The organism is Methanofollis sp. (assembly GCF_028702905.1).
GTDB lineage: Archaea > Halobacteriota > Methanomicrobia > Methanomicrobiales > Methanofollaceae > Methanofollis.
The window spans coordinates 55865-79339 of sequence record NZ_JAQVNX010000001.1 but is presented as its reverse complement, the minus strand read 5'-3'; the positions used below and the strand labels follow the sequence as shown (position 1 = coordinate 79339).

Below are 23475 nucleotides of genomic sequence, written 5' to 3'. Positions count from 1 at the left end.
TGCCTGCCATCATGTATAGAGTGACCCCCAAGGAGTAAAAACCACCTTTTTACCCTTGCCCGGCCATACGCTGATGCCGGGATAGAGATGAGCAGATTCCATATCGTCGATGACGACACGATTGCCCGGGGGGAGTGCACGGACATCTACTTCGCCAGGTGCGAGGAGGTCCTTGCAAAGGAGGGGAAGAACCCGCTGGTGACGATGGAGGTCACCACCGTCGGGATGCCGTACGACCGGGGGGTCTTCTGCGGCCTCGACGACGCCATGTCCCTCCTCGAAGGGGTGCCGGTGGACGTCGAAGCCATGCCTGAGGGGAGTGTGTTTCTCCCGCGCGAACCGGTGATGCGTATCACCGGGCGGTACCGCGACTTCGGGCGGTACGAGACGGCCCTCCTCGGCTTTCTCTGCCATGCCTCGGGGATCGCAACCGCCGCCGCGCATGTCAAGGAGGCGGCGGGCGACCGCGCGGTCTACTCCTTCGGGTCGCGCCGGCAGCACCCGGCGATCGCAGAGATGATCGAGCGTTCGGCCTGGATAGGTGGTGTCGACGGCGTCTCGAACACCGCGGCGCCCGACGGCATGCCGATCGTCGGCACGATGCCGCACGCCTTTGTGATGTGCCATGCCACGCCTGAAGAGGCCTGGGTCGCCTTCGACCGCCACTCCGCACCCGCGGTGCCGCGCCTGATGCTCTGCGACACCTTCGGCGACGAGAAGGAGGAGTGCCTGAAGGCGGCCGAACTCGGCTTCACCAGGGCCGTCCGCCTGGACACGCCGCGCTCCCGCCGGGGGAATATGCGCGCGATCCTCGAAGAGGTGCGCTGGGAACTCGACAGCCACGGCCACGAGGACGTGGGCATCTTCCTCTCCGGCGGCGTCACGGAGGAGGACATCCGTGCCTACCGCGACCTGGTAGACGCCTTCGGTGTCGGCGGGGCGATCGCCAATGCACCGGTGATCGACTTCTCCCTGGACATTGTCGAGATCGAGGGGAAGAGTTGCGCGAAGCGGGGGAAATGGAGCGGGGTCAAGCAGGTCTACCTTCTCCCCGGCGGCGGGCGGGCGATCCTGCCAGCGGGCGCGCACGCACCTGAAGGAGCGGTACCGCTCCTCAAACCGGTCATGCGGCGCGGTCAGGCGGTCGGGGGCACCGACATGGCGAAGGCGCGGGCGCGCGTCCTCGCAGATCTTGCCGTCATGGCACGATCCGCATGAGCAGCGGGGGCCCCAGCCCAAATCCTTTTATCTGATGGTATTCAATATTGTAGGGTAGCATTGGGCCGATAGATCAGGGGAAGATCGCTTCCTTGGCATGGAAGAGGCCGCGGGTTCAATTCCCGCTCGGTCCATCTCTGTTTTGTGAAGACACAAATATTACCCGGCCGAATTTCGGAAATAGTATCTTTTATTAACGCATCTAGGAATTTACTGGCTTTGCAAACGCGATTTTTCAGATAGTCGTGGACTTTCAGGGAAAGGGTGATGTTGAGGCGTCGCCGGATACGGTTTTTTGAGGTTTGTTTGCCATTTTCTCTTGCTGTCTATATGTTGTGTACATACACTTACACCCCTGTACGTACACTCAGGCGATCACGCGTAGGTGGCCAGAGGTCTTAGCGGAATAGTAACACATACGGTTCCGGGAAGTGGGGAGGGCGGGGAGGGTGAAAGGCGGTGCTTCGCATCACTGAATATAAATCAACAGAGCAGAACAACTTACATTTGAGGACATAGTTTGCGAATCTTAGCGTTGAGTGACATCGCGTGGGGAAGAAGGGAAAATGGTCTGTCAAGCCATCAACTAATTGACAATACTTATCTTCGGAGTATGATTGACGGCATTAGTCCCGATGTCGTTGTATTTGCCGGGGACAACATATACGATAGCGGTTCTACGGGCAATGTAGATGATATTAAAGAATTTATAACGGTGCTCTCGTACCTAGAGTCGAAAGAAAGATATGCTATCATCATTGAGGGAAACCACGATAACACATATGACAACTACTACAAAATCCTAAAAAAAATCCAGAACAGCCAATATATCTTTGAACTATCCTTAAAACAGAAAGTCATTCAGGGAGTTCATTTTTGGGGAGTTCCCTACGGTGCAGAAAGACAGGAAGCTGAATTAACTAAGCAAAATATCGATATCGTCATCGCACATCCAGAGTATTCAAATAGGACATGGTTACTCGACATAAACACTCAATTTGTGGTGTGTGGTCACTTTGATAATTGCCTTACAGACATTCAAGGTCAGGCTCTTGTTTCGCTTAACTGCTCTCCGTTTTCATATGCTGTTATCGATTGGCAAAATGGCTATCAAAAGATCACGTACTGTTATCGCCGCATGGGAAAAAGTTGCAACATCCAGCTTCTGCGAAAAGAAGGACATTTTTGTCAGATCGTGTATGACAATTCAAAAGTTGCGAGGCAACTGCTAGAGGGGGCTGAAGATCTTCCATACTCAAGGATGATCGAAGAATTGCGGAAGGCAAAGAAAGAAATTAAGACACTGGATCAGACAGGGCAAATCGAGTTGCTGAATCACCTCATTAAACTAGGAATCCCGAAAACTCATATCGAGCGGTATATTGGGAAGAAGCGATTGCTGTACAGGTATAAGCAATAACCCGGCCATGTTTTTACGAAAATCTCGCTTTCGAATGGCTTTGTAGAATCAGGCATGAGTCAGGAGCACGCCTCAGGCATACCGCATGAAAATTGTTCTGAGGAGTTCGTCTGGTCAACGTGCCTTCCCGCACGCTTGCGCCGGGGGCGCTGCCCCCAGACCCCCGGAATTACGATAGGACGGGGAAGGCAGAGGGCGAACCTTTTCTGAAGGTGATTTTGTCCTCTCCATCTCCATCATGGGGTGCTCGTTGAGAGTCAAAACCTCATGAAAACCCGGAGAACGGATCTTCTGGATCATTTTCATGGTAAACCCTCGCGTGAAAGTAACTCCAAGAGTGATCACTGAGATATTCTGTTCTGGCGTGCCTGTGCAGGGGGCTCCACCCCTCTAAAACTATGAGGAAGGGGGGAAGTTTGCTCTGCTCGTCATGTAATCAGGGGAGACATCGTTCCGATCATAAGGGATACAACAGATCAAAAAAGAAAAAAACCGGCCCCCCTCAGGGTCGCACGCCTTTTTCCGGGATGTCGTGGGCCTGTCCCGATCCGCATATCGTCTTCATCAACCTGATCGCACAGAAGTCCCCGCACATGTTGCGGGCCCCATCGCCGCTGTCCCCCATGATCCACCGGGTCCGTTCCGGATCGAACAGGCGACCTGACCGTCCCTGTCAAAGTCGGCACGACTCCGGGCCATCTCAAGATCCCTCCCGTCCGCATTCCTCTTCACCGTGTCGCCAATGTGTGCGGCAATCCTGAACGCGATCTGGCCCTCCATCTTATGCGTCCCGATGATCGCGAGGATGCCATCGGCAGTCAGGTGTTCACGGCCATTTTCGACCACGACCGGGTAGGCGTCACGCTGAGGGGTCGTGCCACTTCAAGAATACTGCTCCAGATTGCCGCGAATACCATGACTTCAGGCATAAAGCGGGTTTATGACAGAAAAATTCCTGAACATGACATACTGCGTGGCACCGCGTACCCCCGCCGCGGCTGAGGCGCCCTGCGGCACCGGCCCGGATGGTAATGATTCGTGTTTTACCGCATGATAAACCCGGGAAAGCCAGGAACATACCCCGCGTCTTGCACCGCTGACATCCCCACGCGGAAGGATGGTTTTTTGCCAGAAGGCAACTGATAGAAGATGGGTGTATTGTGGGTCTAAAGGAATGGATTGTGCCACAGGATAAGGCATTTTTCGACCTGTTCGAGAAACTGGCAGATACGGTCAATGATGGGGCACTGCTGCTCAACGCGCTCGTCAACAACTACGTCGACGTGCAGAACAAGTGCCACAAGATGAAACAGATCGAGCATCAAGGCGACGAGATCGCCCACCAGGTCTACGAGCAACTCAACCTCACCTTCATCACCCCCCTGGAACCTGAGGAGATCTCGCGGCTTGCCACCGCCCTCGACGACATCCTCGACTACATCGACGGGACGACGCAGCAGATGTACGGTTACGGCGTCACCGAGGCCGACGATGTCATGAAAGAACTGGCGCGGCTCATCCTCCTCTCGACACAAGAGGTCCAGACAGCGGTACGGCTGATCAGGAAGATGGACGACCCCCGCACCGTCGAGACGCACTGCATCGAGATCAACCGGCTTGAGAACCTTGCCGACGTCGTGCTCGGGAACGCGATCAAGGACCTCTTCGCCACCAACGACGCCATCACGATCATCAAACTCAAGGACATCTACGAGAACCTTGAGGTCGCCACCGACAAGTGCGAGGACGTGGCGAACGTACTCTCAGACATCGCAATCAGACATTCCTGAAGAGTCGATCATGGAAGTCGTCATAATTCTCGGCATCATGCTGGCCCTGATGTTCAACTTCGTCAACGGCCTCAATGATGCCGCAAACTCCATAGCCACGGTCGTGGCGACCAAGGTGCTCTCCCCCTTCAAGGCCGTGGCCCTTGCATCATTTTTCAATCTTGTCGGTCCGCTCCTCTTCACGACCGCGATCGCACAGACGATTGGCCGGGGCATCGTCGATCCCGCTGTTTTCACTCCTCATCTGATTCTCATGGCCCTGATCGGAGCGGTGCTCTGGGTCTTTGGTTGCTCATACTTCGGGATCCCGGTATCGAGCAGCCACGCGCTGATCGGCGGCATCCTCGGCGCCGCAACGGCGCGGGCAGGGATCGAGTCGATCCTCTGGCCGTCGGAGACGCTCTTCGTCGAACTGGTCGTCATGGTCGTAATCGGGGCGATCGGCGGGATAGCGGTGGCAGTCTATCTTGCCCTCGCCACCGGCGAAGCGTGGGATCGGTACCTGGCTATCGGCGCACTCTCCGGCATCACCATCCTGATCCCGATTCTCGTGGCCTCCGGCCTCCTCCCCATCTCCGGGATCGTCAGCGTCGTTGTCTTCATGGTTGTCTCCCCGATGCTCGGGTTCATGGTCGCCTATGCCTTCGGCGTCGTCATCATCAGGCGCCTCGCTCATTCAAACCCGCTCATCCTCAACCATGGCTTTAAGAAACTCCAGATCGTGGCCGCGGCCTTCCAGTCGATAGGTCACGGAAGCAACGACGCCCAGAACGCGATGGGCATCATCACGGCGATGCTCGTTGCCGGGGGTATCCTCACCGAGTTCGCCGTCCCCCTCTGGGTCATCCTCATCTCCTGCACCGCGATCTCCCTCGGCACCCTCCTTGGCGGGTGGCGGGTCGTGGACATGATGGCGAACAAGATCACGCGGATGCGCCCGTACCAGGGTTTCTGCGCATCGACTGCAGGAGGAGCGGTCCTCTCCCTCGTCACCGCCTTTGGTGTCCCGGTCTCCACGACCCATGCAATGAGCGGGGCGATCATGGGTGTCGGGGCGACGAAGGGTTACTCGGCCGTGAAGTGGGGGATTGTGCGGGACATCGTGGCCGCCTGGGTCATGACCGTCCCGGCCTCCGCAGCGGTCGCCTGGGGATGTTATGTCCTTATGGACATCTTCTTCTCCTGAGTGGATCGGGAAAACCTCTATTGTGATCTCCTGAAGGGAAGCGCGGATACCTGCCTTCCCCATACTGCCTGCCGGGGGACTACAGTGAAGGTCTTCGACCTTCTTGACCTCACTTTGTTCGGACAGCGAAGACCCTATGGTCTTCTCGAACTCGCTGACGCTCGTCCCTCGAAAATCAGAGATTTTCTTGTGTTCACTCCGTTCACATCCCCCGGACCCCCGCTCGGGATTGGTCCGGGGAAGAGAGAATATGAGATCGTGAGGAGGTTGCCGTCCACCCCCTATCCAAAGATGGAGGGAGCGGGGGTGAAACCCTCCGGAACCGCCACTCCAGAACAGGAACTCTACACCTTCTCCTGAACCCCTCTTCTGAAGTGCCGACACCAGGGAGTGAGCAGGCAGACGTCGCAGCGCGGCCTGCCCGCAACGCAGACCGCCCGCCCGTGCTGGACAAACAGGGCATTGACCTCGCCCCAGACTTCCCGCGGGAAGAGTGCGGTCAGGTCTTTTTCAATTTTCTCCGGGTCGTCCTCGTCGGTGAGACCAAGGAGACGGGAGATCCGGCGCACATGGGTGTCCACCGCGATCCCCTCGTCGATGCCGAAGGCATTGGAGAGGACGATGTTCGCCGTCTTTTTCCCGACGCCCGGGAGGGAGAGAAGTTTGTCGAGGTCCGCCGGCACCTCGCCGCCGAAGGTATCCGTGATCTGCCGTGCGGCGCCGATGATGTGCCGCGCCTTCACCCGGAAAAACCCGGTCGGCCTGATGATGGCGGCGACCGCCTCCTCGTCCGCGGCGGCAAGGGCTGCGGGCGTCGGGTACCGGGCAAGGAGGAGGGGCCGCACCGCTTCGACAGAGTGGTCGGTGGTCTGGGCTGAGAGAATGGTCAGGACAAGCACTTCAAAGGGGGCGCCGTAACTGATCCCGTTCTCGATCGTCGGAGGATAGCGCCCGCGGAGGGCATGATATATCAAACAGGCACGTGATCGGTCCATAAAAGTGGGGTAGGGCAGATTCGAACTGCCGTCAAAGCGTCCCAAACGCTCTAGGATGGACCAGGCTACCCTACTACCCCGCCAGCACGAATAATATCGGCGGTCTTTCCTGAAATAATTATGGTGATGGGGAATTAGAAGGGAAACAGACTGCATGCGGTGTCGCTGACGACGGTACCCGTAAAGGTGCCCTCGCAGACCGCTTCGGAAAGGTTTTCCGGCCTCCTGCCATCGATGACGACAAGGGGGATCCCGCAACGCTCGATTATCTTGGCGGCCACGATATCGATGACCGTGTTCGACCCGGCGTCCAGGCGGGCGGCCGAGATGATCCCGAGGAGTTCCTGCGGGGTCATCCGGTCGTACCGGCGTGCGTGTGCGTCCTTCTTCGGGTCGGCACTGTAGATGCCGTCGACGGACGTGCCGTTGATGACCACGTCGGCACTCACCGTCTCGGCAAGCACGGCAGAGACCGCATCGGTCGTCTGACCGGGGGTGACGCCGCCCATGACCACGATCTTGCCTGACTCGGCAAAGACCCGGGCCTCCTGATAGGAGGTGGCAACCGCGGGGTATGCGGCGTCGCCGAGGGCATACATCAAGAGAGAGGCATTGATCCGGGTTATCATGATCCCGATCTCGTCCGATGCGGCCTCGTTGATGCCGAGGGTGCGCGTGACCCCGATATAGCGCCGGGCTTCGCCGCCGCCGCCGACCACGACAAACACCTGACTGCGGGAGGCCATTTTCTTCAATACCTCGACGTACCGGGAGATAGTATGAGATTCGAGGGAGGGCACCAGTATCGAACCTCCCAGGGAGAGCACGATCTTCGTCATGGTGATCTAACCTTATATGTTTAGGAATTACGCCCATATATCTTGTTGAGATCGGTCGCCCCGGGGCCCATACCTTTTAATGGGGGAAAACTCCCATGCAGGGGCATGCATGAGGCGCACCAGTACGCACGGGTCGAGGGGGAGACGGTCAGGTGTTCGCTCTGCGCTCACCGCTGTACGATCGCCGCAGGCAAACACGGGATCTGTGGAGTGCGGATCAACGAGGACGGCGCCCTGTATGCGGCAAATTACGGGCTGGTCGCCGCAGAGGCGGTGGACCCGATCGAGAAGAAACCGCTCTTCCACTTCCTGCCCGGCACTCTCTCGTACTCCCTCGGCGGCGTCGGTTGCAATTTCCGGTGCCAGCACTGCCAGAACTGGCATATCTCGCAGGCGTCCCTCGCCGACCTCCCGCTGATGGAGATCCCGCCCGAGACCGGGGTGGAGAGGGCGCTCGCCTCGGCGTCCGCGAGCATTGCCTGGACATACAACGAACCGACGATCTGGCATGAATACGCCCTGGACATGGGAACGCTGGCGCGGGCGCGTGGCCTTGGCACGGTCTATGTCACGAACGGGTATATCACCGAGGAGGCGCTCGGCGAACTTGCGCCGATGCTCAATGCCTTCAGGGTGGACATCAAGGCCTTCACCGAGGACTTCTACAAGAAGGTCTGCCGGGCAAAACTCCAGCCCGTGCTCGACGCCACCCTCGCCGCCCACGAGCACGGGATGCACATCGAGACGGTGACCCTGGTCATCCCCGGCCTCAACGACTCGGAAGACGAGATGAAGGCCCTGATCACCTGGGTCCTCGACAACCTGGGCCCCGACACGCCGATGCACTTCACCAGGTTCCACCCTGACTACAAGATGCGCGACCTGGACGCGACGCCTTTCAGGACTCTTGAACGGATCTACAGGCAGGCAAAGGATCTCGGCGTGCGCTACCCGTACCTCGGCAATGTCCCGCCCGGGCCGTACGAGAACACGTATTGCCCCTCCTGCGGGGCGCTGCTCATCGAGAGGACAGGTTTTTCGAGCAGGTTCGTCGACCTCGAAGGGAACCGGTGCGGCCGGTGCGGGGAGAGGATCCCGGTTGTCAGGTAGGTCTGAGGGGCGGCCCCGCTTCCTCGCCGACAGGATGCTCGGCGCGCTGACACGGCACCTGCGGTTGATGGGGTACGACACTCTCTCGGCGAACGCCCTCACTCCGGGAAATCCGCGGGAGGACACGGTGCTCCTTGCCATCGCCGAGACTGACGGGCGAACCCTCCTGACGCGGGACGCCGAACTCGCGCGCCGGGCAGGGGTGCGGGGCGTGTACATCAGGTCGGCAGACGTGGCTGAGCAGGAGAGGCAACTCGTGGACCGGGATCTTATCAGGCAGGAGTTCACCTTCGACCGCTGCTCGGTCTGCAACACGCCGCTGCGGCCGGCGCGGAAGAAGGAGGTCCTCGGTGCGGTCTATGCGCCACGGCAACAGGAAGGGCTTTCTTTTTTCTGGTGCCCGATCTGTCGCCGCCTCTACTGGGAGGGGTCGCACGTGGCGAGGATGCGGCGAGAGATCGGAAAAAAAGAGGAGAGACCTAGGGCTGGTTAAAGAGGACTTCGGTCTCGACGCGGTATTCCTGATCCGGGGCCCCGCTCAGGCGTACGGTGTAGATCTTCATATCGCCCGCGACGAAGCGCTCGATGAGAATGTTTTTTGTGTCGGCGGCGTCGCCGGTCCCGGTGTCGACGAGTTTGACCACGACCGCAACGCCGGTGGCTTCGACTGTGCCCGCGTTGGTGGCCTTCACCTGTGCCAGATAGGAGAAGGGTTTGTCGACACTATACTGCGGGGTGAGGCCGAGCACCTCGACAGTTATCGCGGGCCGATCGTCGCCGGTCTGCGGGATGAGCGTGGTAACCACAGGCGTCACATCGGGCGTCACTGCCGGGGATGACGATGACGTACACCCTGCTGCGGCCAGTGCAAGGGCGATGAGAAGGAGGGCGGGGAGGATACGCATGATACACATATCCTGCCCGATGCCATTTAAACGCTACGAAGTTTAATTCCTGCCCTGTGCAACCCAATGGTCATACTGGTGCTTCCAGGAGTCTTTGTTGGCGAAGACCAGTGCTTTCATCCCTGCCGCCATCTCCGCGTGGAGTGCCTCCTGTTCAGGGTACGTGCGGCAGTCCGCGATCGCCGCGGCAAGGTCCTTCCCAAGTGCGAAGGCCTCCGTCTCGGCAGCGGCAAAGGCTTCAGGGCCCGCGACCATCTCCACGGACGCCGCACCGACTGTGTCGGCCCCGAGGACCTGGAAGACGTGGTTCAGGTACGTCGCAATATCGTCGGCACCGGCCCCCCCGGCGGTCGCAACGGCGCACCCGTACTTCCCGGCAAAGAGCTGGCAGTGAATGGCGTCGGCCATCCGGTCAAAGACCGCCTTCATCTGCGCGGAGACATTGTCGATATAGTTTGGCGAACCGAAGACAATGCCATCGGCTTCGAGCATCTTTTCATAGAGGGCCGCAAAGTCGTCCTGCTTCGGGCACGCGCCCGTCTGGTAGCAGAGGGTGCACGCGCTGCACGGCCTGACCGTGAGGGTGGTGGCGTCGATGAACTCGGTCTCTGCCCCGGCCTCCCGCGCACCGCGGAGCACGGCGGCAACAAGGCGTCCGGTCATGCTCTCCTGCCTGCGAGGGCTCCCATTGATTCCGATTATTTTCATATGTATATCAGCAAAAGATCGTACCCAGAACCCTTGAGCGTTTCGCACAGACGGCCCCGGATTGTATCTGCCCACCACTATTATGAATCTGTCAATGTTAGAAGGCATATCCTGGGATTCCACACCCGGTTACATAATTTGAGAACAATGCATGGATATTTATACTGCCACCCCTAACATATGGATGCAGCGTCAAAACTGCATAGGTAGCATAATGTACGGCAACAGAGTAGGTGGCCCGAGGGACAACTTCTCCCGCGGTCCCCGTGAGATGTTCAAGGCGGTCTGTTCAGACTGCGGTAAAGAATGCGAAGTTCCCTTCAAGCCGACTGACGGAAGACCTGTGTACTGCCGGGATTGCCTCCCCAAGCACAGAAAGCCCAGATTCTAAACATTTTAAACATTTTTTCCTTTCATTTTTTTCTGCATCTTCAGTATAGCCTGTATCGTCAGGGTGCCTATTCAGGATCACAGTCCAGGAGTCCATGCGATCTTCCTGGCCCGGGTGGTCCAGCGCCACACCTCCGAAAGGTCATTATATCATATCGTCCTATTTTAAAGACAATTCTTCCCCTTTGAAAGGATTGCGCCCGGCCGCCCGCCAAATGACCCGGTTCCGATCATGATGGCAATCTCCCGGATCGCGTAATAGTACCGACAAATATTATCTTGTAATAATTAATTTACTTTTATTCCTATTTTATATCTAAAAATGAACAGAGGATAAAGCCTATCTAGATTGAAACCCGATATATTTGATACATCAGTATATTAGACCACAAAATTGCCCCGGATAAATATCACACAATTATAATAATCTATTTTAATGTATAACATAATGTTAATGTACTAAAAAAAATTAGGAACTTTTATATGCGCCTTCCAGAAAAGATATAATGTCCCTATTCGGGGCTTGCAGTAGAGACTCTGGAGAGTTGCATCTGAAAAACCGGGTGAAATTCTCCATGAAGAAACATTCCTGCACAAAGGGTAAAAGGATGAACTGATATGGCAGCATATTCAGAAAAAATCGATCTCTATTCAGATGACGGTAAGCTGCTGAAAAGCGGCGTTACCCTCGACAAGATCAGCCCGCTGGTGAACCCGGCGACCAGCAAGATCATCGACCTGACTAAGAGAACGATTAATGTCAACCTTGGGGGCATAGAGCAGGCTCTCAAGGCTGGAAAGCTCGGTAAGGGCAAGATCAGGGGACGCGAACTGAACCTCCCGATTATGGAGAACAAGGACGCCATTGTTGCCAGGATCAAGGAAATGGTCCAGGTCGAGGAGGGTGACGACACCAACATCCTCGAGTTCAACAAGGGCAACCTCCTCCTCGTCGAAGTTCCGAAGAAACGTCTCGTGAACGCCGCCACGTATGACGCAGCGATCACCGCCGTTGCCGCAGCGACCACCTACGCGATCGTCGACCAGTTCAACATCGACGCCTTCAATGCCTCCACGGTCAAGGCCGCCTGCTGGGGCGCCTACCCGCACACAATGGACATGCAGGGTGCCCTTGTCACCTCCATCCTGTCCATCCCGCAGAACAACGAAGGCATCGGTTTTGCTCTCCGCAACGTCCCCGTCAACCACTTCGTCATGATGACCGGCAGGAACTCCCTTCAGGGCGCCGCCCTTGCGTCGACCCTCGAGACCGCCGGTGAATTCGAGATGGGCCAGGCAATCGGAGCTTTCGAGCGCAACCAGCTCCTCTGCTACGCCTACCAGGGCCTCAACGCCAACAACATGGTCTACGACCTTGTTAAGAAGAACGGCCAGACCGGCACTGTCGGTACTGTCGTCCAGTCCCTTGTCGAGCGTGCGATCGAGGACAAGGTCATTGCACCGGGCAAGAAGGGCGGATACTTCCAGTTCTACGACACCAAGGACCCGATGCTCTGGAACGCCTACGTCGCAGCCGGTACCCTCGCCGCCACCATCGTCAACTGCGGTGCAGGCCGGTTCGCCCAGGCAGTCTCCTCGACCCTGCTGTACTTCAACGACCTCATTGAACACGAGACCGGCCTGCCGTCCTGCGACTTCGGTCGCATGATGGGTACAGCCGTCGGTTTCTCGTTCTTCAGCCACTCGATCTACGGCGGCGGCGGTCCGGGTATCTTCAACGGCAACCACGTCGTGACCCGCCACGCCAACGGCGTTGCGATCCCGTGTGTGGTCGCCGCGGCATCCCTCGATGCGGGCACCCAGATGTTCTCACCTGAAGGCATGTCCAAGATGATGGGCGAGACCTACGGCAAGATCGACGTCTTCAACAAGCCGATAGACCAGATCGCCAAGGGCGTGGATCTGATTGCCTGAGTCAGCCTTCCCCCAGTGCAGGATCGTTCCCCTCCGTCTCCTGTCGCCCCAGACGACAGAAGGCCTGCTGAACCGGGTCGCAGGGGTTCCGGGAATCCGCCGGATCGTGATCAACGGTCCCGGCCTCCCGGCCATTGTCCCGTACGGCCCGGCACGCGGCCAGGCCAATCCCAATACCAACAGGCGGACGATCCAGGTCTGCGGCGCCGAATTCGAGATGAAGATCCAGACCGGCACGGTCACCCTTGAAGTCGAAGACGACAAGGTGATCGCGGCAGTGCAGGAGACGTGCGACGCGTTCTTCACCGAAATCCAGTACACGCTCCAGAAAGGCCGCCGGTTCATGAAGAGCACTCCAACCCTTGTGGACTATGCAAAATATGGTCCCGAGACAAACGAGCTCGTCATCGGACTCGTCGATCCCAGAAAGAAAGACGGCCCGATCATCATCCCGATTCCCACCCGCCCGGAGCAGGGGGAAGACTGTCAGGAAATCTCCAGACAGAATATACACCAGATTTAACCGATGAGGTGACAAAATGGCATACAAACCACAGTATGGTCCGGGAACTTCTATCGTTGCCCAGAACAGGCGCAACCAGATGAACCCCAGCTACAAACTCAAAAAGCTCCGTGACGTTACCGACGAGGACGTTGTCCTGATCCTCGGCCACCGTGCACCAGGTGCGGCCTACCCGAGCGCCCACCCGCCCCTTGCCGAGCAGCAGGAACCCGCAGACCCGATGCGCAAGCTGGTCAAGCCCACCGATGGCGCAAAGGCCGGCGACCGCGTGCGTTACATCCAGTTCGCAGACTCGATGTTCAACGCCCCGTCCCAGCCGTACCAGCGGACGTACGCAGAAATGTACCGCTTCCGCGCCATCGACCCCGGCACCCTGTCAGGCCGCCAGATCGTCGAGTGCCGCGAGCGCGACCTCGACAAGTACGCGAAGACCCTGATCGAGACCGAGATGTTCGACCCCGCCCTCGTCAGCATGCGTGGTGCGACCGTGCACGGTCACTCCCTCCGTCTTGCAGAGGACGGCATGATGTTCGACGCCCTCCAGCGCTGCGTCCTCGGTGAGGACGGCATCGTCCGCTACGTGAAGGACCAGGTCGGCGTTCCCCTCGACCGTGCGGTCGAAGTCGGCAAGCCGATGAACGCAAAGTGGCTCAAGGAGCACAGCACGATCTTCCACTCCCTTGTCGGGACTGCGCTCCGTGAAGACCCCGAGTACATCGAATACCTCCAGCGCATCCACACGCTGAGGACCAAATACGGTTTCATGCCCAAGGAGGAGTGAATAGCGATGGCAAAGATTGAGAGAGCACAGAAACTGTTCCTGAAGGCACTCAAGGAGAAGTTCCAGGGACAGGATGTGCAGTCTGAAAAGACTGAGTTCTATAACTTCGGCGGCGTCCGCCAGTCCCCGAGAAAGTGCGAGTTCATGAAGGAGTCCCGCGCCGTCGAGATGCAGCGCGGTATCTCCATGTACGACCCCGAACGCTGCCACCTTGGCGGCATCCCGATGGGCCAGCGCCAGCTGATGACCTACGAAGTCTCCGGCACCGGCGTCTTCGTCGAGGGCGACGACCTGCACTTCGTCAACAACGCTGCCATGCAGCAGATGTGGGACGAGATCCGCCGGACCGTTATCGTCGGCATGGACATGGCCCACGCCACCCTGCAGAAGCGCCTTGGCAAGGAAGTCACTCCTGAGACGATCAACGAGTACCTCCACATCCTCAACCACGCGATGCCGGGCGGCGCAGTCGTCCAGGAACACATGGTCGAGACTCACCCGGCACTCACCGACGACTGCTACGTGAAGGTCTTCACCGGCGACGACGAGCTCGCAGACGACATCGAACCCCAGTTCCTCCTGAACATCGAGAAGCTCTTCCCGAAGAAGCAGGCCGAGGACCTCAAGGCCGAGGTCGGCAAGTCGATGTTCCAGGCAATCCACATCCCGTCCATCGTCTCCAGGACGTGCGACGGCGGCACCACCTCCCGCTGGTCTGCGATGCAGATCGGTATGTCCTTCATCGCCGCGTACCGCATGTGCGCCGGTGAAGCGGCAGTCGCCGACCTCTCCTTCGCAGCAAAGCACGCCGGCGTCATCCAGATGGCGTCCATCCTCCCGGCCCGCCGTGCACGCGGTCCGAACGAGCCCGGCGGCATCAAGTTCGGCCACTTCGCCGATATGATCCAGGCCGACCGCAAGTACCCGAACGACCCGGCAAAGGCGTCCCTCGAGGTCGTCGGCGCGGGCTGCATGCTCTTCGACCAGATCTGGCTCGGCTCATACATGTCCGGCGGTGTCGGTTTCACCCAGTACGCGACCGCCGCATACACCGACAACATCCTGGATGAGTTCACCTACTACGGCATGGACTACATCAAGGACAAGTACAACGTCGACTGGAGGAACCCGTCCGCTGATGACAAGGTCAAGCCGACCCAGGACGTCGTCAACGACATCTCTACCGAGGTCACCATCAACGCCATGGAACAGTACGAGCAGTTCCCGACCATGATGGAAGACCACTTCGGCGGTTCCCAGCGTGCCGGTGTCATGGCAGCAGCCTCCGGTCTTTCCACCGCGATTGCAACCGGCAACTCGAACGCCGGTCTCAACGGCTGGTACCTCTCCATGATCATCCACAAGGATGCATGGTCCAGGCTCGGCTTCTTCGGCTACGACCTGCAGGACCAGTGCGGTTCAGCAAACTCCCTCTCCATGGAGCCTGACCGCGGCCTGATGGGCGAACTCCGTGGCCCGAACTACCCGAACTACGCCATGAACGTCGGTCACCAGGGCGAGTACTCCGCTATCGTCGCCGGTTCCCACTACGGCCGCGGCGATGCGTTCTGCCTCGAACCTCTGATCAAGATCACCTTCGCAGACCCGTCCCTGAAGTTCGACTTTGCCGAACCCAGGCGCGAGTTTGCAAAGGGTGCGATCCGCGAGTTCATGCCCGCGGGCGAGCGCTCCCTGATCATCCCGGCCAGGTAAGATCCTTACCCTGCCTTTTTTTTGCACGTCCCTCTGCAAAATACATCAATCGTGATCTGCGCCATACACTCTTCCGCACACACTGTTGCGTGAAGCGCCATTCACGCACGTGGGGTTTGTGGCCCGATTCATAGACAATATCACCCCGAATTTCTTTTTTTTGTGATATATCCAGAGATAATATATTATCCCGTTTGATATCCCCTGGAGATATTACTCCCCATACGCCGGTGCGGAGGTACCTGAAATGACCGGACCTGCATGGCCGTGAAAAGGGATTTGTAGAGAGCCTCCATACTCCGACCCTTCGGTCCCTCCTCTGGACAGAAGGGAGATTGTCGTCGCGGCCCACAGGTTCTTCGTGCTCTCTCCCCATCCACTTCGGTCCCGTACCTCCAATCCCTTCTCAGGATCTCTGCCCCGAACAAAAAACTCTCCAGGGTTCTCTTCGGGACGTGATCGCTCTTATGCGAAAGTTTACCATGAAAATGATCCAGACTTTCAATTCTGGAGTTATGGATGAGAATTTGAACACACAGATTTCTCTCATACCCGATATACGGAGAACAAAACCGCCCTCAGAACGATCGGGCTCTCTGCCTTCCCGCCCCTATCTTCGTCCCGGGGGTCCGGGGGCAGCGCCGCCGGCGTGAAAATGTGGGAAGGGGTGATGATCAGGCGTGCCGCCCCCCGACCGCAGAATCTTCACCGCCGTCTCGCACCGGGGGGCGTTGCCCCCCGGATCCCCCACGGATGAAGATAGCCGAGGGGCGGCAATTGAACAGTATCCTTCAGGTGCCCTGTTGCAAGGAGAGGAATCAAGTATCCCTCCGCACTCAGGAGAACTGCAACGAGAAATTTTCATCACGTATGCGTGAGCCCGCGGTTCATGCCCGATTCTACAAAGCCGTTTTTTCAGGTAATCCCTGAAGGTCTGGGTCTCCTGGTATCTCTAGGTGTACTGTGGGTTGCCGATGTCCTGGTAATCCCCGCACGCGTGGGGATGAACCGACATATGTCGAACACATCGCCGCCAACCCGGAGAGTTCCCCACACGCGTGGGGATAAACTGGCGGACGGCACGATCGGCGCCGAGCCCCGCACGAGTTTCCCACACGCGTGGGGATAAACTGAAACCATCTCAGCTGAGCGGGAACGGCGCCCCCAGCCCGACCACCCCTCGCTTCACAAAAAACTGTATTTCAGCTCTGAAGAAATCCTGTTCTTAAGTATCTGTGCCGGGGACTCCACCCCCGGCCATCGAAAACCTTCAGAGGAGGTTTCAAAGAACCGCCCGAAACTCCGTTTCATCAGCGATTATACAGAGCAAAAAAAAGAGATTTAGATCTCCAGATCTTCAGGGAGGATGACCGCGAAACCGACGACCCGATCGCCCTCGTCCATCTTCATGACCCGCACGCCGCGGGTGCCCCTCTTCTGGATGGAGATGCCGGAGACCGACGTCCTCATCACGATCCCTGAGGTGCTCATCAGGATGATCTCGTCGCCGTCCGATACCGCCTTCGCCGAGACGACGCCGTCGCCATAGGGAGGCTGGATGTTCCGCACGCCCATCGTGCCCCGGCCGTGGCCGCGGAACTCGTCGAACTCCGTCCTCTTGCCCATCCCCCTCCCGGTAACCGTGAGCAGGTGGTCGCGTGAGACCAGGCTCAAGGCCACCAGGTGGTCGCCGTCCCGCATCCTGATCCCGATGACACCCTGCGAGTTGCGGTGGAGCGGCCTGACCGCCTCCTCCGAGAAGCGGAGACTCTGGCCCTTCAAGGTCGTCAGGAGCACCTCCTGCGCCGCGTCGGTGACCTTCACGTCCACCAACTCGTCGCCCTCCTTCAACTTGATCGCGAGGATACCGCTCGGCCGCGGATGCGAGAACTCGTTGAGCGGGACCTTCAGCACCATGCCTCCCTTCGTCGCGAAGAAGAGGAAGTGCTCCGGGTCGAACTCCCGCACCGGGATGACCGCATTGACCCGCTCGTCCTTCAGGTCAAGAAGGTTCACGATTGCCTTTCCCTTCCCGGTGCGCGTGCTCTCCGGGATATCATAGACCTTCATCCAGTAGATCCGGCCGAGGTTCGTGAAACAGAGAAGATAATCGTGGGTACTCGCCACAAAGACATCGGTGACGACATCGTCCTCCTTCGTCGCCATGCCGATGACACCCTTCCCGCCCCGGCGCTGCATCCGGTAGGCGTCCAGAGGCATCCTCTTGATATAGTTCGTCGCCGTCAGGGAGACGAGCGCCGGCCTGTCCTCGATGAGGTCCTCCTTGTTGATCTCCCCTGCTGCCGCGGCGATCTCTGTCCGCCGCGGGTCCGCAAACTGTTCCCTGATCGCGGCGACCTCTTTTTCGATCTCGGCAAGGATATGTGGGCGGTCCCGGAGGATATCCTGCAGGCGGGCAATCTCCTTCTGGAGATCCCCCCGTTCCTCCTGGATCTTCTGCTGCTCAAGGGCGGCGAGGCGGCGGAGCTGCATCTGGAGAATGGCGTTTGCCTGCGCCTCGTCAAGGCCGAACCGGGATATCAGAGTCCCCCTCGCCTCGTCGGCACTCGGGGACGCCCTGATAGCGGCGACCACGTCGTCGATGCTTGAAAGGGCCAGGATCAGGCCATTGAGGATGTGGACTCTCTCGTTTGCCTTCCGCAGGTCGAACTCAGACCTCCTGCGCACCACCTCTATCCTGTGGTCGAGATAGTAACCGAGGAGGGCGGGTAGGCTGAGCACCATCGGTCTGCCGCCCACGATGGCGAGGTTGATGATCCCGAAGGTGTTCTCCAGGGGAGTGTGCTTGTAGATCTGGTTGAGGACGACCTGCGGCATCGCGTCCCTCTTCAGGTCGATGACAACCCTGATCCCGTCCTTGTCGGACTCGTCCCGCAGATCGGAGATCCCTTCGATCCTCTTCTCCCGCACGAGGTCCGCGATCTGCTCCACCAGATTTGCCTTGTTCACCTGGAAGGGGATCTCGGAGATGATGATCCGCGGCGTCCTGCCCTCTTCCTCGATCTCGGCAACGCCCCGGATGACGCATTTCCCCCGGCCGGTGAGATAGGCCTCGCGGATGCCGGCACGGCCCATGATCACCCCGCCGGTCGGGAAGTCCGGGCCAGGGAGGAGTTTCATCAGGTCGTCGACCGGTATATCCGGGTCGTCGATATAGGCACAGAGAGCGTCGCAGACCTCGCCGAGGTTGTGCGGCGGCATATTCGTCGCCATACCGACGGCGATCCCCGACGACCCGTTCACGAGCAGGTTTGGCATCTTTGCAGGCAGGACAGTCGGTTCCTTCGTCGACTCATCGAAGTTCGGCGTGAAGTCCACCGTCTCCTTCTCGATGTCTTCGAGCATCGCCTCGGCGAGGGGGGTGAGGCGGGCCTCGGTGTATCGCATCGCTGCAGCGGAGTCGCCGTCGATGGACCCGAAGTTGCCCTGCCCCTCGACCGGCATGCAGCGATACGAGAAGGGCTGCGCCATCTTGACGAGAGTATCGTAGATTGCGGAGTCGCCGTGCGGGTGATACTTTCCCATCACCCAACCGACGATACTCGCACTCTTCTTCGTCGGCTTTTCATGGGTGTTGCCCATCTCCCCCATGCCGTAGAGGATACGCCTGTGAACCGGCTTCAAGCCGTCCCGCACGTCAGGGATGGCCCGGCCGATGATCACCGACATCGCGTAGTCGATGTACGAGGCCTTCATCTCGGTCTCGACCGTCACCGGAATAATGGACCTGTGCGCCTCGTCTCCCTCAGATGTCAAGGTTCTTCACCTCCTGTGCATGTTTCCAGATAAATTCCCGTCTCGGCTCCACGTCGTCGCCCATCAACTTCTCGAAGATCTCGTTCGCGTAACTTGCGTCCTCGATCCGCACCTGCCTGAAGACACGGTGTTCAGGGTCCATCGTCGTCTCCCAGAGCTGTTCGGCGTTCATCTCACCAAGACCCTTGTACCGCTGAACCGAGATGCCGGTCTCGCCCATCTCGCCGAGGATTACCTTCATGTCCTCCTCGCGGTAGGCGTACCTCTCCTTCTTGCCCCGCGCCACCCTGAACAGGGGTGGCTGGGCGATGTAGACATACCCGCGCTCGATCAGTTCGGTCATGTACCGGAAGAAGAAGGTGAGGAGGAGCGTCCTGATATGCGCCCCGTCCACATCGGCATCCGTCATGATGACGATGTGGTGGTAGCGAGACTTATCGGCGTTGAAATTCTCGCCGACACCGGTACCCATCGCCGCAATGAGCGCCTGGATCTCGGTATTCTTCAGGATCTTGTGTGGGGAGGCCTTCTCGACGTTAAGGATCTTGCCCCGAAGGGGGAGGATAGCCTGGAAACGCCGGTCTCGTCCCTGCTTCGCGGAACCGCCCGCAGAGTCACCCTCGACGATATAGATCTCGCTCTTTGCAGGGTCGCGTTCTGAGCAATCCGCGAGTTTGCCGGGGAGGCCGGTGCTTTCGAGGGTGCTCTTTCTCCGGGCAAGGTCGCGTGCGCTCTGCGCCGCCTCGCGTGCCCGCGCCGCAAGGAGGGCCTTGCCGACGACCGCCTGGAGCACCTTCGGGTTCTCCTCGAAGTATTCTGTGAGGGATGAGTAGACAAGGGAGTCGACGATCCCCCGCACATTCGAGTTGCCAAGGCGCATCTTCGTCTGTCCCTCGAACTGGGGGTTGGCGACCTTGAGGGAGATGACGGCGTTCAGTCCTTCCCTGACATCTTCACCCCGGACAGTACCGCCGTTCTTGAGGAGGTTGTTCTTCTTTGCCGAGGCATTGATCGCCCGGGTGATCGCGCTCCTGAAACCTTCGAGGTGGGTGCCGCCTTCCCGCGTGTTCACCGAGTTGACGAAGGTGAAGATCTGCTCCTTGTAGGTGTTCGTGTACTGGAGGGCGACCTCGACCTCGACCCTGCTCTCCTCGTCCTTCCGGTCGACGGCGATGGGGTCCTCGTGGATACGCTCGTCGCTCTCGGTGAGGTGGCGGACGAACTCCGTGATCCCGCCTTCATAGCGGTAGCGGTCCTCCTCGCCGCTCCTCTCGTCGCGGATATCGATCGCAAGTCCGGAGTTGAGGAAGGCCAGTTCCCGCATCCTGTGGGCGAGGACATCGTAGTCGAACTCGACCGTCTCGAAGATCGCGGGGTCGGGCATGAAGGAGACCATCGTCCCGGTCAGGCGATCGCCGAACCGTTCCAGGAAGAGGGCACGGTCCTCGATGCCCTCCCACTCCCCCTCGACGCCGAAGACCCGAATGTACCGTGCCTTCATCTCGTCGAGGCTCTCCTCCCGGGAGGTGAGAGGTTCGGTCATCAGTCCGCGCGAGAAGACTATCTCATAGACCCGGCCGTCCCTGAAGACCGTCGCTCTCAGGATGGTCGAGAGGGCATTGACGACCGAGACGCCGACGCCGTGCAGGCCGCCTGAGACCTGGTACGTGTTCTTGTCGAACTTGCCGCCCGCGTGGAGGACGGTGAGCACCACTTCGATGGCGCTCTTCCCTGATTTCATCGTGTCGACCGGGATGCCGCGGCCATTGTCCTCGACGGTGCAGGAACCGTCGGCGCCGATGGTCACCCTGATCTGATCACAGAACCCTGCAAGCGCCTCGTCGATGGAGTTGTCCACCACCTCGTAGACAAGGTGGTGGAGGCCCCGTGTGTCGGTCGAGCCGATGTACATGGCGGGACGCTCACGCACCGGTTCGAGGCCCTTCAGGACGGTGATATGGGAGGCATCATAGGAATCTCTCATAGCTGCCCTCCATACAATAATAAGGGATGCAAAGTTCGTGGATTCACACAATATATTGGGTGTGAAACCACTTTAAGGTACTCGAAAACACACGATCTCTTTCCAGGAGGGGGTGCCATCACAGCCCGGCAAAAAGGTTTCAGTCGTATGTCCCGACCTGCGGGTCGGCGATCCCGAAGGAGCGGTCGACCTCGACAAGCAGGTGCCTGAGAATTCTTTTGACCTCCTCGGCGTCTTCCCTGTCCATCGTACCGGGCTGGTGCCAGATGACGCGCTTTCTCAACTGCTTGACAAGGGCGTCCACCTGCGTGCCGGCAAACTGCACGGGCACGATCAGTTCGTCGAGGTGGTCGGCCGCCCCGTAGAAGGCCTGCTCGGGGGGGAGGGAGAAATGCCGGGCGAGCGCCACCAGGGGGATCACAAAGCCCCTGCCGAATTTGCTCTCCATGAATGGGGAATGGCCCTCCTTCCAGAAAAAGGTATCACCGGGGGATCCGCACTCCCCCCGGATTCTGCGCCCTCACCTTCAGAACAGCCAGGTAAGGGTCGAGGTGGCGATGATGAGGGCGAACGTCCCGGCAAGAAACGCCCATTCGACCACCTTCAACGGTTTTTTCGTGATGAGGAGGTGGGAGTCCTTCCCATAGCCGCGGCAGAGCATGCTCGTGTAGGTCCGTTCCCCCTGCTCGAAGGACCGCAGGAAGATCGTCCCGACCTCGTAGGCGAGCATCTTCAGGCGATAGCGGTGGGGCAGGGTACGGTCGAGAGCATCGAAGCATCTGGTCTGGAGGGCCGCGTTGACCCGCACGTACATCCTCCCGAAGAGGAAGAGATAGCGGATCATCATCCCCAGGATGAGGGTGAACTCTGACGGGAGGCCGAGGCGCCCGGCACCTTCGAGCATGCCCTGCATCGTCGTCGTGGACGAGAGCAGGATGATGAAGGAGATGCAGACCAGGAACTTTGCCGCAAGGATGGTGGCGAACTCCACGGACTCGGCATAGATTGCGATGCCGAGGGGGAGGGTGACGAGGGGGTGGAACTCGGCGTAGTGCGGGTTGGTGAAGAATATCTGGAAGACGATGAGGAAGAAGCCGAAGGGCAGGACAAGGAGCAGGCGCTTGAGGTATTCTTTTGGGGAGATGTGGGATAGTGCCCAGAGGGCCGCGAAGAATGCCAGGAAGACGGCACAGGGGAGGTAGACCCCGGTCGTGTACGGGAACGCGACGGTGGCGATGATGAAGGCGAAGACAATGAGGATCTTCACCCGTGCGTCGCACAGGTGGACGGGGCTTGTCCCCTGCGCCACCTGCTCGATAGCGAAGAGTTCCTCTATCATTGCCTCCCCCGGTATGCGGAGAGGAACGCCGCCTCGACCTCGGTATAGGTGTAGCCCTCGCCGAGGGGGACGCCGGCCTCGCGCAGGGACCGCATCAGCCTCTGGAGCACAGGGATGTCGAGGCGGGTCCGCGTCAGGAGGTCGGCCTGCGAGAAGATCTCAGGCACCATCCCCGCTGCCACGACTGCGCCGCGGTCCATCACATAGACATAGTCGGCCAGTTCTGGCACCAGGTCGAGGTGGTGGGTGGAGAAGATCACCGTCATGCCGAAACGCTCGGGCAGGGTGTTGATAAAGGAGATCAGATCCGCGACGCCCTGCGGGTCGAGTCCCGCCGTCGGTTCGTCGAGGACGAGCACCTGGGGCTCCATGGCCAGGATGCCGGCGATGGCGACGCGCTTCTTCTCCCCGCCGGAGAGCTGGTGGGGCGGGCGGTCGCGCATCTCGTCGAGATCGAGAAGGCGGATTGCGCTCTCCACCCGGTGGTGGATCGTCTCCTCGTCGAGACCCAGATTTGTCGGTCCGAAGGCGATGTCCTGCTCGACCGTCGGCGCGAAGACCTGATCGTCAGGGTTCTGGAAGACGATGCCGACCATCTTGCGCACCTCCCTCTGGTTCGCCTTTGTGATAGGCTCGCCGTGGATGAGTACCTCGCCCGACGTCGGCTTCAGGATGCCGTTGAGGTGCTTGAAGAGGGTGCTCTTTCCCGCGCCGTTCGCCCCGATCACCGCTATCCGTGCCTTCCTGCCGGCAATGAAGTTCACGTTGTTCAGGGCCGGAGGCCGGTTCGGGTAGGCGAAGGTGAGGTTGCGGGTCTCGATAATATGCATCAGTACCCTGTTTGGTAAAAAAAGATATAGAG

General features: G+C 59.1%; 22 protein-coding genes and 2 tRNA genes. 13 read left to right on the top strand and 11 right to left on the bottom strand.

Features of this window, described 5'->3' with window-relative positions; genetic code table 11:
• The first annotated feature begins 87 nt into the window (after positions 1-87).
• The 3 genes from PHP59_RS00360 to PHP59_RS00350 all read left to right on the top strand — a co-directional run bounded on the left by PHP59_RS00360 (position 88) and on the right by PHP59_RS00350 (position 2638).
• Positions 88-1218: a nicotinate phosphoribosyltransferase gene (locus PHP59_RS00360; protein ID WP_300161884.1), complete on the top strand. Its 1131-nt coding sequence runs from the start codon at positions 88-90 to the stop codon at positions 1216-1218.
• Positions 1219-1280: 62 nt separating this feature from the next.
• Positions 1281-1352: transfer RNA gene (locus PHP59_RS00355), tRNA-Ala, on the top strand.
• A 386-nt stretch (positions 1353-1738) separates the two neighbouring features.
• Entirely contained in the window at positions 1739-2638 is a 900-nt protein-coding gene (locus PHP59_RS00350) for a metallophosphoesterase (protein ID WP_300161881.1), read from the top strand.
• 564 nt (positions 2639-3202) lie between these two features.
• On the opposite strand, the gene PHP59_RS00345 is transcribed toward PHP59_RS00350, so the two are convergent.
• On the bottom strand, positions 3203-3484 hold the full coding sequence (locus tag PHP59_RS00345) for a phosphomethylpyrimidine synthase ThiC (RefSeq protein WP_300161878.1): 282 nt from the start codon (positions 3482-3484) through the stop codon (positions 3203-3205).
• A 314-nt stretch (positions 3485-3798) separates the two neighbouring features.
• Here PHP59_RS00345 and PHP59_RS00340 point away from each other — a divergent pair, with 314 nt between their 5' ends.
• From PHP59_RS00340 to PHP59_RS00330, 3 genes are all read left to right on the top strand, one after another.
• Positions 3799-4428, top strand: a complete 630-nt coding sequence (locus PHP59_RS00340) for a DUF47 family protein (protein ID WP_300161875.1) — start codon at positions 3799-3801, stop codon at positions 4426-4428.
• A gap of 10 nt (positions 4429-4438) precedes the next feature.
• The gene (locus tag PHP59_RS00335; RefSeq protein ID WP_300161872.1) at positions 4439-5614 is read left to right on the top strand and encodes an inorganic phosphate transporter; all 1176 of its coding nucleotides are present in this window, start codon (positions 4439-4441) and stop codon (positions 5612-5614) included.
• An 84-nt stretch (positions 5615-5698) separates the two neighbouring features.
• The gene (locus PHP59_RS00330) at positions 5699-5974 is read left to right on the top strand and encodes a hypothetical protein (RefSeq protein ID WP_300161869.1); all 276 of its coding nucleotides are present in this window, start codon (positions 5699-5701) and stop codon (positions 5972-5974) included.
• On the opposite strand, the gene nth is transcribed toward PHP59_RS00330, so the two are convergent.
• From nth to pyrH, 3 genes are all read right to left on the bottom strand, one after another.
• Positions 5959-6588 carry an endonuclease III gene (nth, locus tag PHP59_RS00325; RefSeq protein ID WP_300161866.1) on the bottom strand — a complete coding sequence of 210 codons (630 nt, stop codon included), beginning with the start codon at positions 6586-6588 and terminating at the stop codon, positions 5959-5961. The two genes, PHP59_RS00330 and nth, sit on opposite strands and share 16 nt — an antisense overlap.
• A 26-nt stretch (positions 6589-6614) precedes the next feature.
• A tRNA-Pro gene (locus PHP59_RS00320) sits at positions 6615-6689 on the bottom strand.
• A gap of 54 nt (positions 6690-6743) precedes the next feature.
• Positions 6744-7448, bottom strand: a complete 705-nt coding sequence (gene pyrH, locus PHP59_RS00315; protein ID WP_300161863.1) for a UMP kinase — start codon at positions 7446-7448, stop codon at positions 6744-6746.
• Positions 7449-7553: 105 nt separating this feature from the next.
• Here pyrH and amrS point away from each other — a divergent pair, with 105 nt between their 5' ends.
• Both amrS and PHP59_RS00305 read left to right on the top strand, forming a co-directional pair.
• On the top strand, positions 7554-8558 hold the full coding sequence (gene amrS / locus PHP59_RS00310) for an AmmeMemoRadiSam system radical SAM enzyme (protein WP_300161860.1): 1005 nt from the start codon (positions 7554-7556) through the stop codon (positions 8556-8558).
• The gene (locus tag PHP59_RS00305) at positions 8548-9051 is read left to right on the top strand and encodes a Mut7-C RNAse domain-containing protein (protein WP_300161857.1); all 504 of its coding nucleotides are present in this window, start codon (positions 8548-8550) and stop codon (positions 9049-9051) included. Before amrS ends, PHP59_RS00305 begins: the two co-directional genes overlap by 11 nt.
• Here the strand turns inward: PHP59_RS00305 and PHP59_RS00300 are convergent.
• The gene (locus PHP59_RS00300; RefSeq protein ID WP_300161854.1) at positions 9038-9463 is read right to left on the bottom strand and encodes a hypothetical protein; all 426 of its coding nucleotides are present in this window, start codon (positions 9461-9463) and stop codon (positions 9038-9040) included. The genes PHP59_RS00305 and PHP59_RS00300 overlap by 14 nt on opposite strands.
• Positions 9464-9505: 42 nt before the next feature.
• Complete coding sequence (locus PHP59_RS00295) at positions 9506-10171, bottom strand: flavodoxin family protein (RefSeq protein ID WP_300161851.1); 666 nt, start codon at positions 10169-10171, stop codon at positions 9506-9508.
• A 214-nt stretch (positions 10172-10385) separates the two neighbouring features.
• Here PHP59_RS00295 and PHP59_RS00290 point away from each other — a divergent pair, with 214 nt between their 5' ends.
• The 5 genes from PHP59_RS00290 to mcrA all read left to right on the top strand — a co-directional run bounded on the left by PHP59_RS00290 (position 10386) and on the right by mcrA (position 15513).
• The gene (locus tag PHP59_RS00290) at positions 10386-10562 is read left to right on the top strand and encodes a CxxC-x17-CxxC domain-containing protein (RefSeq protein WP_300161930.1); all 177 of its coding nucleotides are present in this window, start codon (positions 10386-10388) and stop codon (positions 10560-10562) included.
• 617 nt (positions 10563-11179) lie between these two features.
• On the top strand, positions 11180-12496 hold the full coding sequence (gene mcrB, locus PHP59_RS00285) for a coenzyme-B sulfoethylthiotransferase subunit beta (RefSeq protein ID WP_300161848.1): 1317 nt from the start codon (positions 11180-11182) through the stop codon (positions 12494-12496).
• Positions 12489-13019, top strand: a complete 531-nt coding sequence (mcrD, locus tag PHP59_RS00280) for a methyl-coenzyme M reductase operon protein D (RefSeq protein WP_300161845.1) — start codon at positions 12489-12491, stop codon at positions 13017-13019. The genes mcrB and mcrD overlap by 8 nt, the downstream gene beginning before the upstream one ends.
• Positions 13020-13035: 16 nt before the next feature.
• Positions 13036-13800: a coenzyme-B sulfoethylthiotransferase subunit gamma gene (gene mcrG / locus PHP59_RS00275; protein WP_300161841.1), complete on the top strand. Its 765-nt coding sequence runs from the start codon at positions 13036-13038 to the stop codon at positions 13798-13800.
• Positions 13801-13806: 6 nt separating this feature from the next.
• Positions 13807-15513 (top strand): coenzyme-B sulfoethylthiotransferase subunit alpha, encoded by a 1707-nt coding sequence (gene mcrA / locus PHP59_RS00270; protein WP_300161838.1) that lies wholly within the window; start codon positions 13807-13809, stop codon positions 15511-15513.
• Between the two features lie 1341 nt (positions 15514-16854).
• Here mcrA and gyrA read toward each other — a convergent pair.
• From gyrA to PHP59_RS00245, 5 genes are all read right to left on the bottom strand, one after another.
• A complete protein-coding gene (gene gyrA / locus PHP59_RS00265) occupies positions 16855-19290 on the bottom strand; it encodes a DNA gyrase subunit A (protein ID WP_300161835.1) in 2436 nt (811 codons plus the stop codon).
• Positions 19280-21274 (bottom strand): DNA topoisomerase subunit B, encoded by a 1995-nt coding sequence (locus PHP59_RS00260; RefSeq protein ID WP_300161832.1) that lies wholly within the window; start codon positions 21272-21274, stop codon positions 19280-19282. The genes gyrA and PHP59_RS00260 overlap by 11 nt, the downstream gene beginning before the upstream one ends.
• Before the next feature lie 139 nt (positions 21275-21413).
• Complete coding sequence (locus PHP59_RS00255; RefSeq protein WP_300161831.1) at positions 21414-21722, bottom strand: hypothetical protein; 309 nt, start codon at positions 21720-21722, stop codon at positions 21414-21416.
• A gap of 78 nt (positions 21723-21800) precedes the next feature.
• Entirely contained in the window at positions 21801-22613 is an 813-nt protein-coding gene (cbiQ, locus tag PHP59_RS00250; RefSeq protein ID WP_300161828.1) for a cobalt ECF transporter T component CbiQ, read from the bottom strand.
• Positions 22610-23443 (bottom strand): ATP-binding cassette domain-containing protein, encoded by an 834-nt coding sequence (locus tag PHP59_RS00245; RefSeq protein ID WP_300161824.1) that lies wholly within the window; start codon positions 23441-23443, stop codon positions 22610-22612. Before PHP59_RS00245 ends, cbiQ begins: the two co-directional genes overlap by 4 nt.
• Positions 23444-23475: the final 32 nt, after the last annotated feature.